General features: G+C 35.3%; 10 protein-coding genes and 1 tRNA gene. 4 read left to right on the top strand and 7 right to left on the bottom strand.

Going from position 1 to position 14,472, the window contains the following annotated elements:
* Positions 1-17: 17 nt before the first annotated feature.
* Positions 18-1,352, bottom strand: a complete 1,335-nt coding sequence (locus EKL97_RS02565) for a c-type cytochrome (protein ID WP_126568004.1) — start codon at positions 1,350-1,352, stop codon at positions 18-20.
* 215 nt (positions 1,353-1,567) lie between these two features.
* On the opposite strand from EKL97_RS02565, the gene EKL97_RS02560 reads away from it, so the two are divergent.
* Entirely contained in the window at positions 1,568-1,957 is a 390-nt protein-coding gene (locus EKL97_RS02560) for an SPOR domain-containing protein (RefSeq protein WP_126458404.1), read from the top strand.
* A gap of 440 nt (positions 1,958-2,397) precedes the next feature.
* On the opposite strand, the gene infB is transcribed toward EKL97_RS02560, so the two are convergent.
* From infB to rimP, 3 genes are all read right to left on the bottom strand, one after another.
* Entirely contained in the window at positions 2,398-5,295 is a 2,898-nt protein-coding gene (gene infB / locus EKL97_RS02555) for a translation initiation factor IF-2 (protein WP_126458402.1), read from the bottom strand.
* 112 nt (positions 5,296-5,407) lie between these two features.
* Positions 5,408-6,661, bottom strand: a complete 1,254-nt coding sequence (gene nusA / locus EKL97_RS02550) for a transcription termination factor NusA (RefSeq protein WP_126453830.1) — start codon at positions 6,659-6,661, stop codon at positions 5,408-5,410.
* 13 nt (positions 6,662-6,674) lie between these two features.
* The gene (rimP, locus tag EKL97_RS02545) at positions 6,675-7,139 is read right to left on the bottom strand and encodes a ribosome assembly cofactor RimP (RefSeq protein WP_126459084.1); all 465 of its coding nucleotides are present in this window, start codon (positions 7,137-7,139) and stop codon (positions 6,675-6,677) included.
* Positions 7,140-7,314: 175 nt separating this feature from the next.
* On the opposite strand from rimP, the gene EKL97_RS02540 reads away from it, so the two are divergent.
* Positions 7,315-8,139: a universal stress protein gene (locus tag EKL97_RS02540; protein WP_126568003.1), complete on the top strand. Its 825-nt coding sequence runs from the start codon at positions 7,315-7,317 to the stop codon at positions 8,137-8,139.
* Positions 8,140-8,258: 119 nt separating this feature from the next.
* Here the strand turns inward: EKL97_RS02540 and EKL97_RS02535 are convergent.
* Positions 8,259-8,329, bottom strand: a tRNA-Gln gene (locus tag EKL97_RS02535).
* 237 nt (positions 8,330-8,566) lie between these two features.
* Between EKL97_RS02535 and EKL97_RS02530 the strand changes: the two genes are divergently transcribed.
* Together EKL97_RS02530 and EKL97_RS02525 are read left to right on the top strand one after the other, a co-directional pair.
* On the top strand, positions 8,567-11,848 hold the full coding sequence (locus tag EKL97_RS02530; protein ID WP_126458400.1) for a DUF2723 domain-containing protein: 3,282 nt from the start codon (positions 8,567-8,569) through the stop codon (positions 11,846-11,848).
* A 72-nt stretch (positions 11,849-11,920) separates the two neighbouring features.
* Positions 11,921-12,556, top strand: a complete 636-nt coding sequence (locus EKL97_RS02525; protein ID WP_126568150.1) for a polysaccharide deacetylase family protein — start codon at positions 11,921-11,923, stop codon at positions 12,554-12,556.
* A gap of 5 nt (positions 12,557-12,561) precedes the next feature.
* Here the strand turns inward: EKL97_RS02525 and EKL97_RS02520 are convergent, their stop codons facing one another.
* Entirely contained in the window at positions 12,562-12,858 is a 297-nt protein-coding gene (locus EKL97_RS02520; protein ID WP_126458398.1) for a thioredoxin family protein, read from the bottom strand.
* 64 nt (positions 12,859-12,922) lie between these two features.
* Positions 12,923-14,167, bottom strand: coding sequence for a metallophosphoesterase (locus EKL97_RS02515; RefSeq protein ID WP_126563421.1), 1,245 nt, complete (start codon positions 14,165-14,167; stop codon positions 12,923-12,925).
* Between the last annotated feature and the right edge of the window lie 305 nt (positions 14,168-14,472).

Raw genomic sequence — 14,472 nt, 5'->3', positions numbered from 1 at the left:
AAATCTTAATAATTTGATTAATAATGGCATTTACCACATTCTAAACCTCCCATTTGAGCCGCAGTCAACTTGTCTACACCGTATTTCTTAGAAAGCTCCTCGTGAATCTTAGTATAATATTCATTGCCTTCCATTTTTACCTCAGTTTTCCTGTGACAATCAATACACCAACCCATTGTTAAAGGAGCGAATTGTTTTTGAATCTCATATTCTTGTACTGGACCGTGACAAGTTTGACATTCAATACCAGCCACCGTTACGTGTTGCGAGTGATTAAAATAAACAAAATCCGGCAAGTTATGAATACGAACCCATTTTACAGGCTGTGTTTTACCTGTGTACGTTTGAGTTGTTTGATCCCAACCAACTGCTGTATATAATTTCTGAATTTGCTCATCATAAAACGCCTTACTATATTCAGGAGTAGCTGTTGTTTCAGCAACTTCAGCAATATTCTTATGACAATTCATACAAACATTCAATGAAGGAATTCCAGCATTCTTACTAACTCTTGCCGAGGAGTGACAATACTTACAGTTGATCTCATTATCTCCAGCATGTATTCTATGAGAATAATGAATCGGCTGAACTGGCGCATAATCCTGGTCAACACCAATTTGCATCAGATAACCATATACAAAATACGCACTCGCCAACAACAAAAACACAGAAGTAACCAATACTAAAAACTGATTTCTAACAAACGATTTCCAAATAGGTGTTGTTGGAGTTTTTGGAGCAACTTCAATACCATTTGCTTTTGCTACTTTAGTTAACACATTATTTACAAGAAACAACATTACCACAAGAACTAACATCACCAAGGACAAAGCCCCTAAAATAATATTATTCGAAACCCCACTGCCTGCATCAGCTGTTCCTGGAACCGCCTCAGTACCTGAAGCTGCTGCAGGAGCCTCCGCTTTTGGCTCTGAAGTGTAAGCAATTATATTATCAATATCAGCATCCGATAATTGAGGAAAAGCAGACATTACGGCCTTGTTATTTTCCTCATAAACTTTTACAGCTTGAGCATCTCCTGATTTGATAAGATCTGAACTATTACGAACCCACTTATGAAGCCATGAAGCATCATATTTAGCACCCACGCCTCTAAGAGCCGGTCCTGTTGCTTTCGCATCAAGTTTGTGACATGCCGCACAGTTAGCATTAAAAAGCTCTTTACCCTTAACCGGATCAGCACTTTGTGAAGTAGCTGTAGCATCCGCAGTAACATCCGCTACTGCTGGAGTAGCTTCTTGAGCAAATGAAGTAAAGGAAACAGACAGCATTAAAGCTATGCTAAGAATTAATTTCCTTGAGATCGAATTATGGTTACCCACCTTTTTCATATAGTATAATGATTATCTACTAAAAATTGGCACAGTTTTTTCTAATTATTTTTATAAAAACTGATCCTTTATTTTAAACTTGCACAAAAATACGACTTAAGAACTACTCTCAAAACCTTAAAATAGTCTTAATTTCAATTTATATCTATTCTAAATAATATTCTGAGTTTAGTATGATTTATTAAATAGTACTTTTACACAAAAACAATCACATTATGAGAATTTTAGCCTCCAAAAAAGCTTTTTTTATCACTATTGCATTTTGTATATCTTATATACATGCAATTGCACAAGACAAAAACTTAACCGTTAATCAAGACCCTAAATTTGAACAATTACTAAATGAAAAGAGAAAAACAAATATTTCTAATGCTATAAATGACCAATATAAAATTCAAATATTTAGTGGCGAAAGTGAAAAAGCAAGAAACACTCTTAATCAATTTAGACAACAATTTCGAGATATTGACGGCACCATTATTTTTTTTACTCCAAACTACAAAGTTTGGGTTGGGAATTTCAAAACACGAATTGAAGCAGAACGAAATCTAATAGAGATCAAAAAAAGCTATTCCAATGTACATTTGATAAAGCCTAACAAATAAAACAGCATCAGTAATCATGCATCTCCTATTTTAAAAAAACCACTTCAAAAGTGGTTTTTTTGTTTTTATAATTGGATTAAAAAAAACCAAAGACAATTGAAAAATAGCAAAATTATCCTCTAATAAACTTAAAAAATATTCAAATTATATAAAATCAAGCTCTCTATTATTTGAAATAAGCAAAAAACTTTAAATCAGGATGACATAAACGAATAAGCTCAGTTCAACACAAACTCCTATCCCACTCTCGATTAAATAAAAAATCGCGTTTTACTAACTGAAATAAAAAAAAGTTGTCACTTTTCCTTAACAAATAAAAATCAGTGTTAAAACAAAAAACTTTTATTCAGCCATTAAAAAAGCTTTTCAAGACTAAACCTGTCTTTGTTTAAAACAAAAAAATCCCGACTAGTCGGGATTTTAATTAAAACAATATAATTCTATTTCAATTTCTTCTTAATTGCTACCTCATGGTAAGATTCAATAACATCTCTTTCTTCAATGTCATTATATCCCTTGATCTGAATTCCACAATCATAGCCTTTAGCAACCTCTTTAACATCATCTTTGAAACGTTTCAATGCTATCAGTTCACCTGTATGCACCACCACACCATCTCTAATGATTCTCATTTTAGCGCTTCTGGAAATTTTACCGTCCATTACCATACAACCCGCAATAGAACCTACTTTAGAGATTTTGAATATCTCTCTAATCTCCGCTGTACCCAGAATTTCTTCTTTCATTTCCGGAGCTAACATCCCTTCCATGGCATCTTTCAAGTCATCAATTGCAGCATAAATAATAGAATAGTAACGGATATCAATTTCTTCTTTATCTGCTAATTGTCTTGCGTTTCCAGCAGGACGAACATTAAATCCGATGATGATTGCATCAGATGCCGAAGCCAACATTACGTCAGTTTCTGTAATTGCACCAACCCCTTTATGAATAATATTAATTTGAATTTCTTCGGTAGATAATTTAGAGAACGAATCAGACAATGCTTCAACAGAACCATCCACATCTCCCTTAAGGATAATATTTAATTCTTTAAATTGACCCAATGCTATTCTACGTCCAATTTCATCCAATGTAATGTGTCGTTGTGTACGTACAGACTGCTCACGCATCAATTGAGAACGTTTTGAAGCAATTTGTTTGGCTTCTTTTTCATCTTCAAAAATATTGAACTTATCCCCTGCAGTGGCTGCTCCATCAAGACCCAGAACAGAAACCGGAGTTGAAGGTCCCGCAACTGTAACTATATTCCCTCTTTCATCATGCATGGCTTTTATCTTACCATGATGCTTCCCTGCTAACATATAATCACCAACTCGTAACGTTCCATGCTGTACTAATATGGTAGAAACATATCCTTTTCCTTTATCAAGAAATGCCTCAACCACTGTACCTTGAGCCGCTTTATTTGGATTTGATTTTAAATCTAAAAGTTCCGCTTCTAACAATACCTTCTCTAATAATTCTTTGACACCTGTACCAACTTTTGCAGAGATATCATGAGATTGAATTTTCCCACCCCAATCTTCTACTAGTAAATTCATACCCGCTAATCTTTCTTTTACTTTTTCAGGATTGGCATTAGGCTTGTCAATTTTATTAATGGCAAATATAATAGGAACGCCTGCTGCTTGAGCATGACTGATCGCTTCTTTCGTTTGTGGCATGATGTCATCATCCGCAGCAATCACAATAATTGCAATATCCGTAACTTGAGCACCACGCGCACGCATCGCTGTAAAAGCTTCGTGACCCGGTGTATCTAAGAATGCAATTTTTTGTCCGTTATCCAAAGTTACTCCGTAGGCACCAATATGTTGTGTAATTCCTCCAGACTCCCCTGCGATTACGTTTTCTTTACGAACGTAATCCAGTAACGATGTTTTACCGTGATCTACGTGACCCATTACCGTAACAATAGGCGCTCTGAATACTAAATCTTCTTCTCTATCTGCAACAACCTGAATTGCTTCTTCAATATCTACCGTGATAAATTCAACTTCATAACCAAACTCATCCGCAACGATTGTCAATGTTTCCGCATCAAGACGCTGATTCATGGTAACCATGATTCCAAGCGACATACAAGTTCCAATAACTTTTGTAATTGGCACATCCATCATGATGGCAATTTCACCAACGGTAACAAACTCAGTAACCTTAATCGTTTTGCTTCCTTCGTCTATGGCTCTTTGCTCGTCATCTGATTTTTGACGGTGCGTATCTCTTTTATCTCTTCTATATTTAGCTGCTTTAGATTTACCTCCTTTTCCTTGAAGTTTTTCTAAAGTCTCTCTAATTTGGTTTTTTACTTCTTCTTCCGTAGGCTCTACTTTAGCAACAATAGCAGGTCTGTTTCCTCTTACGAAACCAGGTCTTGCACTTCTGTTAGCATTAAATCCGCCACCACCAACATTTGGCGTAATCTTGTTAGGATTTGGCGCTCCCGGAACTCCTGGAACTGCAGGCGGCCTAGGAACTCCTGGTTTAGGAGCAATCCTTTTACGCTTGTTTTTATTTGCATTAGCCGCAGCCGATCCTGGAGCACCCGGTTTATTAGGAGTGATTTTAGGTTCTTCTTTTTTCTTTTTTGGTTTGTTGAATTGTGACAAATCAATGATCTGCCCTGTCAAAGTAGTTCCTGATAATTTTTGATATTGCGTTGTGATGGTTTCATCAACAGGCACGTCATCAGTTTTAGCAATTTCCGTTTTCACTACCTCTTTTGGTTCAGCAGGGACTGCTTTTACAGTCTCTTTTTTTACCTCTTTAATTCCAACAACCGGTTTTATCTCTTTTTTATCTGAAACAGGTTTTTCTTCTAAAGGTTTTTCTGGCGACAGTTTCTCTGTTGAAGCTTCTTTTTGAATTGCTTTCACCTCAGCTACTTTAGCAACTGGAGTCTCCACTTTTTCAACCGCTTTCACAGGAGTGACGATGGAAGGTTTTTTAGGATTAAGATCAATCTTACCTACCTGAACAGGACCCGCTATAACTGCTCTCGCTTTTATAACTTCTTGCTGTTTCAGACGCTCTTCCTCAATCTTACGTTTGTCTTCGATTTCTTTCTCTCGTTCTAAACGCAAAGCCTCTTTTTCTTTTCTTTTTTCTTCCCCAACTTCTTTCGAAGCTTCTTTATTCCCTTTGTCACCTGCAAACTGACCGCACAAGACATTGTATACATCATCAGAAATTTTTGTGTTTGGGTTTGCTTCAATAGCTATCCCTTTATCTTTTAGATAATCCACAGCTCTTTCCAAAGAAATATTCAATTCCCTTAAAACTTTGTTTATTCTAATAATTCTCTCTTCAGACATAAAACCTTTTTATTATTACCTTTTTTGTTATTCCTCACTTTACTCCCGACTCGATACCTACCGAGCAAGAATTAATTGTAAAATGGCATGTTTATCGTTGAAGACTCAATGACTAACTGTCAAATTCTTCTTTCAATATTCTCATTACATCCAGAATCGTTTCCTCTTCCAGGTCTGTTCTTCGTACTAAATCTTCTACATCTTGTTTTAAGATACTTTTTGCAGTATCCAATCCAATTTTTGCAAATTCTTCAATAACCCAGTCTTCAATTTCATCTGAAAACTCTGTTAATTCAACATCATCATCATCAGCGGTAGCACCAGCAACATCACCTTCACGAATAACGTCTAATTCATAGCCCGTTAATAAGCCCGCTAATTTGATATTGTGTCCCCCACGACCAATCGCTTTTGAAACTTCTTCAAGCTTCAAGAAAACCTCTGCTCTTTTAGTCTCTTCATTGATCTTGATCGAAGATACTTTTGCAGGGCTTAATGCTCTTGTGATAAACAATTGAATGTTGCTTGTATAATTGATAACATCTATATTCTCATTACCTAATTCACGCACGATTCCATGAATACGAGACCCTTTCATACCTACACAAGCCCCCACAGGATCTATTCTGTCGTCATAAGAATCAACAGCTACTTTTGCTTTTTCGCCGGGTATCCTAACCACTTTCTTTACCATGATTAAACCATCAAATACTTCCGGAATTTCTTGCTCAAACAATTTTTCCAAGAACTTCTCCGAAGTTCTAGACATAATAATTTGAGGTTTATTTCCCTTCAACTCAACGCTTTCAATTATCCCTCTGACATTATCTCCCTTGCGGAAAAAATCAGAAGGTATTTGTTTTTCTTTTGGCAAAATAATTTCATTGCCTTCATCATCAACTAAAATCACAACTCTTGGACGCACATGGTGCACTTCAGCGGTGTAAATATCTCCTATTAAATCTTTAAACTGCTTGTAAAGATTGGTGTTATCGTGTTCATGAATTTTAGAAATCAAATTCTGACGCAAAGCTAAAATTGCTCTTCTTCCTAAATCAATTAATTTAACTTCTTCAGAAACCTCTTCTCCAATTTCAAAATCAGGCTCTATTTTTCTAGCTTCAGTCAATGTAATTTCAAGGTGATCAAAATCCAAGTCTTCATCCGCAACAATTACTCTTCTTTGCCAAATCTCCATATCTCCTTTATCAGGATTTATAATGATATCGAAATTATCATCTGAACCGTATTTTTTTTTCAATGCATTTCTAAATACATCTTCTAAAATTGCCATAAGCGTTACACGATCAATAAGTTTATCATCTTTAAACTCTGAGAATGAATCGATCAATGCTAAATTTTCCATGCGAATTCTTTAATTAAAATGTTACTGTAACAATTGCTTCTTTAATGTCTCCATAAGGTAGTTTAAGTTCTTTTTGAACGGTCTCCTTCCCTTTACCAATCTTTTTTGGCTCTCTTGCTTCCCATGACAAAATTACAAAATCATCATTAGCTTCCACTAATTCCGCTTCAATTATTTCTGCTCCAGTCTTCACAATCAATGTACGCCCTATATTTTTCTTGTATTGTCTGATCAATTTCAATGGAGATCCTACTCCTACCGAAGCCACTTCTAAAGAAAAATCCTGCTCCTCACGGTCCAGGTTATTGTCTAGTGAACGGCTCACATCAATACAATCCTGAAGCGCTACTCCATTATCTCCATCCAAGGTCACAATAACCTTAAAAGCATCCGTGATAATCAGGTCTATCAAAAAAATTGACGGCTTCTCTAACAGGCCTTCTGCCAATAACGTGTTTACTTTCTCTTTAAATGTCATATGCTTATAAAAAGAGGGGACATTTAGTCCCCTCATTATCTAGATTTTAATAAATAACGGTGCAAATATAGTGTTTTTTTTTATAAATTAAAATAATCGATTGCTGTAAAATAATTTCTTACCTTTATTATAGCATTAAAATAACAGTTTTCATATAATTTAATACTTTCAATTGATGAAACGCATTTTAGTCCCCACCGATTTTTCCACACATGCTGAAAACGCACTTAAAGCAGCCGCCATAATTGCAAAAAAAAATAAAGGCGAAATATTTCTATTGCATTTATTAGAACTCCCAAACCACATGAATGACTCTGTTACTGGAGCAGACATTACTCCGGCGCTTATGTTGTTCATCAAAAAAGTTAACGAAAACCTTCAAAAAATAAAAGAACAGCCCTATTTGAAAGGAATTCCGGTACATGTCTCTGTACAATTTGAAAAAGCTTTTAGCGGTATTTTATCCTTTAACAAAAAGAATAAAATTGATTTAATCGTTATGGGCTCTCATGGCACTTCAGGCATTGAAGAAATCATTATTGGCTCTAATACTGAAAAAGTGGTCCGACTCTCCGAAATTCCAGTTTTAGTTATAAAAAAAGATGTAGGTAAATTAAAATTTAAAAATTTCGTCTTTGCCTCTGATTTTTCAAAAGAAGCTAAAAAGCCTTTTAAAAAAATAATGGAGTTCGCGAAGATCTTTGATGCCAATTTGTTTTTAGTCATGATTTGCACTCCCAATAGTTTTAAGACCACTCTTGCTGCCGAAAAGGTGATGGGCGCTTTTATGGCTGAATTTGATCTTCCAAACTACTCCTCACATCTATTTAATGATGCAAATATTGAAAGTGGAATAATCAATTTTTCAAAAACAATAGATGCTGATTTAATTGGCCTTTGCACTCATGGCAGAACTGGTTTAGCGCATTTTTTTAACGGAAGCATCAGTGAGGACTTAGTAAACCACACCACCAGACCTGTTATCACTTTTAGAATTTAACTCCTTTTGGCTTTGCAAAAACAACTAACCAACTTCATTCTCTTATCTCGAAAATCCCAACAAACACTACTCAGAATTTTATCTATAAAAAAACCTCTCAGGAATTGAGAGGTTTTTTGTTGGTCTACAAGGACTCGAACCTTGAACGACTGCACCAAAAACAGTTGTGTTACCATTACACCATAGACCAGCATTGCTGCTAAGCGAGTGCAAATTTAAAATAAAATTTAGTTTGCACAAATTTTTTTTGCCTTTTTATTAAAAAAAAATAACAAAAAATAAAATCAGCTGCAAAATATCTCAAAAGAGCTTTACAATCAATTGATTATTGAATTTCATTACTTTTCCAGAAAATAGTGTTAATGCTACTAGGGTTAAATAAAAAAACATTTTCTTTGTAACTTACATTTAAACTAAATTTTAGTACATGGACAAAGGAACATTCAACTTCAATAAATGGAACACAATTATTGGTTGGTTAACATTTGGAATCGCATTATTAACTTACACTTTAACTGTTGAGCCTACCATGAGTTTTTGGGATTGTGGCGAATACATTTCCACCGCAGCAAAACTTCAAGTTGGCCACCCTCCGGGAGCTCCTTTATACCAGATGATTGGCGCTTTTTTTGCCATGTTTGCATCAGATGATCAACACATTGCCTTAATGGTAAATATGATGTCCGTATTCTCGAGTGCCTTTACTATTTTATTCCTTTTTTGGTCTTCGTCCATTCTTCTAAAAAAATTGATTTCCCGATTTTCAGAGACTAACAGAAACAATGAAATCGTTATACTAGGAAGTTCATTTGTTGGTGCTTTAGCCTTCACTTTTTCAGATAGCTTTTGGTACAATGCTGTCGAGGCTGAGGTTTACGCCATGGCATCCTTGTTTATTGCCCTATTGTTTTGGCTGGGTTTACGCTGGGAGCAAGACATGAATACTCCAAGAGGAAATAAGTGGTTATTGATTATTTCTCTTGTTGTAGGACTTTCCTTTGGGGTTCACTTTATGGCATTACTAACAATTCCCGCAATAGGTTTTCTTTATTTTTTTAAAAACTATAAGGTAGTAACAGTTAAAAGTTTCCTTATTGCAAATGTTGTAGTAATTGCTATTTTGTTGTTTATTTTCAAATTGCTACTTCCTATGACCATGGGATTCTTTGGTAAAACAGAAGTTTTTATGGTCAATAGTTTAGGACTGCCGTTTGACTCAGGTACTGTGTTTGTTACAATAGCTTTGATTGCTTTCTTTTACTTTGGATTGAAATACACCAAACAAAAAGGCTTTGTGTTCTACAACACCATAATTCTTTGCATCCTTTTTATTTTAATTGGTTTCTCGACATGGATGATGCTACCCATTCGAGCAAATGCAAATACTGTAATCAATGAAAACAAACCGTCTGATGCCCGCGAAGTTTTAGCCTATTACAATAGAGAACAATATGGTGTAAATGCATTGTTCTATGGTCCACAATACACAGAGAATTTTGCCGGATTAGATGCCAATAATCCTTATTTAGACAAAGCACCCAATTATGAAAGAGATTATAAAACAGGGAAATATGTTATTGTCAATAATTATAAAAATGCTTCCCAAAATTCAGATGACAATCATAAAACCATTCTCCCAAGAATGTGGAGCGATGGACATATTGAAAATTACATGAATTTTACCAATCCGCCTCAATTCAAATTAAATCCTAATTATCCTTACGAGGATGATTTAGCAAAATACGGTATTGATGCCAGTCAGCTTAGTGAAGAAGATTACAATAAAGCGATTGCTCAACTCAAAAATGAAACTCAAAAAATAATTTCTGAATTCAGACAAGCCTACGCGCAAAAACAAATTGACAACGAAGGATATGTCACCTTCCTAAAAAGTTATGGCGACTATTTGATTGTTGAAAAACCAACAACTGCGGACAATCTAGGTTTTATGGTAGAGTATCAATTTGGATACATGTATTGGAGGTACTTGATGTGGAATTTTGTTGGCCGTCAAAATGATGTTCAGGGACGATACGACTATCTGGATGGCAACTGGCTCAGTGGTATAAAATTCATTGATGAATTGCATTTAGGAAGTCAGGACAACTTACCATCGGATGTATTGAACAATAAAGGTCGGAATGTATATTTCTTTTTGCCTTTTATTCTGGGCCTTATTGGACTTATGTATCATGCCAATAAGGATTTAAAAAGCTTTTATGTTTTGCTTGCCTTGTTCCTTTTTACGGGAATAGCCCTGAAAATTTATTTGAACGAAAGGCCTTTTGAACCTCGAGAAAGGGATTATGCATTGGTAGGCTCCTTTTATGTATTTGCCATCTGGATAGGCTTTGGTGTTTACGCCTTGTATGAAAGTGTCAAAAAACATCTCGCTCCAAAAATAGCTGGCCCTCTCCTTATCGCATTAAGTTTGGTAGCGGCACCAGTGCTTATGGCGTCACAAAACTGGGATGACCACGACCGTTCCGGCAAATATACCGCCTTGTCTATGGCAAAAGCGTATCTTACCTCGTGCGACCCTAATGCCATCTTATTCACCATTGGAGACAATGACACTTTCCCGCTTTGGTACGCACAGGAAATTGAAAAAATAAGAACCGATGTCAAAATTGTAAACACCAGTTTATTCATGACGGACTGGTATATCGATCAAATGAAAACCAAAACATACGAATCAGACCCAGTACCGGTTTCATTTACACACGAGGAATATGTTGGAGATAAATTAGACTATGTGGCCCATATTCCAAAAATTGAAAGTCGCTGGGATATAAAAGATTTTATCGATTTTATTAAAAATCCGAAATCAACGGTAGGAATGCAAAACGGACAAACCATCCATTTTTACCCAACCAATAAGATTCGGATTCCCGTTGACAAAAATACGATCATACAAAACAAAGTAGTATCCCCTAAATACAATGACTCTATAGTGCCTTATATTGATATAGACATCAAAGGGAGTGCGTTGTACAAAAACAGATTGATGATGCTTGACATTGTTGCTAATAACAACTGGAAAAGACCAATTTATTTTAGCGGTGGTGCTTATGATAGCGAGGACTACCTCTGGATGAAAGAATATCTTCAACTCGAAGGTATGGTGTACAAACTAGTTCCAATAAAAACTCCAATGTCCAAAGATGGAAGTCCACTTGAAATGGGACAAATAGACACTGACAGAATGTATGCAAAGGTCATGAAATGGGATTGGGGAAATAGTGATAGTCCTTCTATTTATCATGATCCAGAAACCAGAAAAAATAGCATTACCTACCGAAACAATCTGTCAAGATTGATGAATCAGTTAATCCTGGAAGGACAGAAAGAAAAAGCCAAAAAAATCATTGATTTAGCTATGGCAAAAATGCCTTTGGACAGCTTTGGCTATTATTCATTAGTAGAACCTTTTGCGGGAGGCTATTATAAAACTGGCGAAAAAATAAAAGCCGAACAATTATTGGACCGATTAGTCTTTAAGTACCAAGAAAACCTCAACTATTATGGCAATCTTAAATCTTCTGAACAAAGCAGTATTGCAATTCCAATCATAACTGATATTGAGCGCTACAGAAGCCTCTTGCAAGTCATGAAAGAAAATGGCGATCTCGCATTTTACAATAAGAACAAAATTGTCTTCAATACGTACATCAAAATGTTTGAACGTTTTGGACGCGACAAAGAGTAATATTAGAGAGCCATTAAAAAAATAGCGACATTTTTCAATGTCGCTATTTTTTTTAATTTTAAAATGAAAAAAATGAAATTGTACTGGACAAAGACCCATTCGATTATAAAAAAAATATTCTCTAATTATAGTTGGGATGTCTCCAATACAGGAAATACTGTATACCTTACCTTTGATGACGGCCCCATTCCAGAAGTTACAGAATGGGTTTTGGTGGAATTAAAAAAATACGGAATCAAAGCCACTTTTTTCTGTATTGGAAATAATATCGAAAAAAATTCTGAAATATTCAAAAAGGTGATTCGGGAAGGCCACACCATAGGAAACCACACTTTCAACCACTTAAATGGCTGGCAAACAACTACTGAGACGTACATCAAAAACACGAAACAAGCTCAAGAAGCGATTGAAAACCACACCCATCCAGACGCTAAACTTTTTCGCCCTCCGTATGGAAAAATAAAAAAATCGCAATCAAAAAAACTACAAAAACTAGGGTACAAAATAATTATGTGGGATGTCCTGAGTGCTGATTTTGATACCACAATATCTAAAGAAAAATGCCTTAATAATGTGTTGTCAAATGTAAGACCGGGGAGTATTATTGTTTTTCACGACAGTATAAAAGCGTTCAAGAACCTACAATACGTGTTGCCAAAAACACTAGCTTATTTAAAAGAAAATAATTTTAAGTGCAACCCTTTATAAAAATATTACAATTGTTCCTGAACGAGACTAATTATCGTATTGGCGTCAAGTTCTCCGGACTGTCTCCAGATCATCTGACCTTGTTTATAGATCATCAACGTAGGCAACCCTTTGATCCGCAAAGCATCCGCTAATTCTTGATTTTTATCCACGTCAATCTTAATGACTTTCGCTTTATCGCCAAGAGCCGCCGCTACATCTCTGATCACAGGATGCATTAAAACGGAGGATTCATTCCACTCCGTATAAAAGTCAATTAATACCGGAATTTTAGTATTTATAAGTTCTCCAAATTTTGACATAAAACCAAAAATTTAATTTTTAAAATTCACTAAACAGAGATATTATTTTTACAAATGTAGCATTTTAAACGAATTCTGCTACATTAGTGCCTTTTTTTAGTTCGATGACCGTTATTTCCGGCATGATTCCTACTCTTCCGGGAAAGGCATGAAAACCAAATCCCCTATTGACATAAACGTATCTTCCCATGTTTTCATATAAGCCGGCCCATTGTTTGTATACGTATTGCGCCAAACTCCATTTGAAATAACCGGGAATTTCGATTCCAAATTGCATTCCGTGTGTGTGCCCGGAAAGCGTAAGGTGGTAGTGTTTATCATCGTGCTGCACCACGTGCTCCCAATGGGAAGGGTCATGGCTCATCAAAATCTTGAAATCTTCTTTCTTTAACTGCCCCGAAGCCTTATTCAAATCTCCGGCCTGCTTGAAATTATGTCCCCAGTTTTCGACACCTACTAATGCTATTTTGGCATCTCCTTTCTCGATAAACGTATGCTCATTCAGCAATAAATCAAACCCAATTTCTCCGTATAAATTTTTTATTGCCTTAAAATTATCTGCTTTTGCGGCTTCACTTGGCCAGGTTACATATTCTCCGTAATCATGATTCCCCAAAACGGAATATTTGCCATATTCATGTTTCTTAATTCGGTTGAATGTTTCTATCCAAGGATGCATCTCTTTGGCGTGCGTATTGACAATATCTCCAGTAAACAGAATCATATCTGAATTTTGCTCATTTACCAAGTCAATCGCATAATTAATTTTTTCCGGGTCATCAAAGCTTCCACTATGAACATCGGATATTTGAGTAATTTTAAAACCATCAAAAGCATCCGGTAAATCCGGAAAAAAAATACGCTGCCTGATCACTTTGTAATTGTATTTCCCAATCGTGACTCCATATATCAAGGATAAAAACGGAACCGCCGCTAACCCTAATCCTATTTGACTGATAAACTTTCTTCTGGAATTAAGGAAATCAGTACTCTTGTCATAATCCACGAAAAAATTTAAGGCTCCAGCACCTACTCTAAAAATGTCTTCCCCTATTAAAATTAAGGCTAAAATTAATTTTGGAACATAAACAATAAGCAACAATCCCATACTAAACATGAATTGCTGGGTTTGTCCTACGCTACGGTCAAATTGCATTAAAGAATACACGATATATATTAAAACTAATAGGCTTATACCCTGAATTGAAAACAATATTAGTTTTGATTTTATCAAAGTTTTTAAGATCTGAAAAGTATACAGCTCAATAATAAGTAGAATTGAACACAAGAATACGACACGGAAAATCATTTTTAATCAAATTTTACACAAAATAACAAATTAAGAAAATAGTATGCGTTTTTATTAATCTAAATTTAACTAAAATTACATTAAATCAACTTGAAACAGCTTAGCTGAAATAGAAAAACTTAATTTTAAATAAAAAGCAAAACCGTTATCGTACAAATTATTCGTGCTTTATTTAATAAACAAGTTTAACAAATATAAAATCGCTGCACCTAAGCCCCTGTTTCTCCTATTTTATTTTAAAAAACATAGTGAAATTGATTTGAAGAAATATTTCATGCCTTTATCTGACAAGTTTTGTACTTTTG

The sequence above is a fragment of the Flavobacterium sp. LS1P28 genome (assembly GCF_003970335.1).
Lineage (GTDB): Bacteria > Bacteroidota > Bacteroidia > Flavobacteriales > Flavobacteriaceae > Flavobacterium.
Note: the sequence above shows the minus strand (reverse complement) of the source record. Positions and strands in the feature narration are given on the sequence as shown.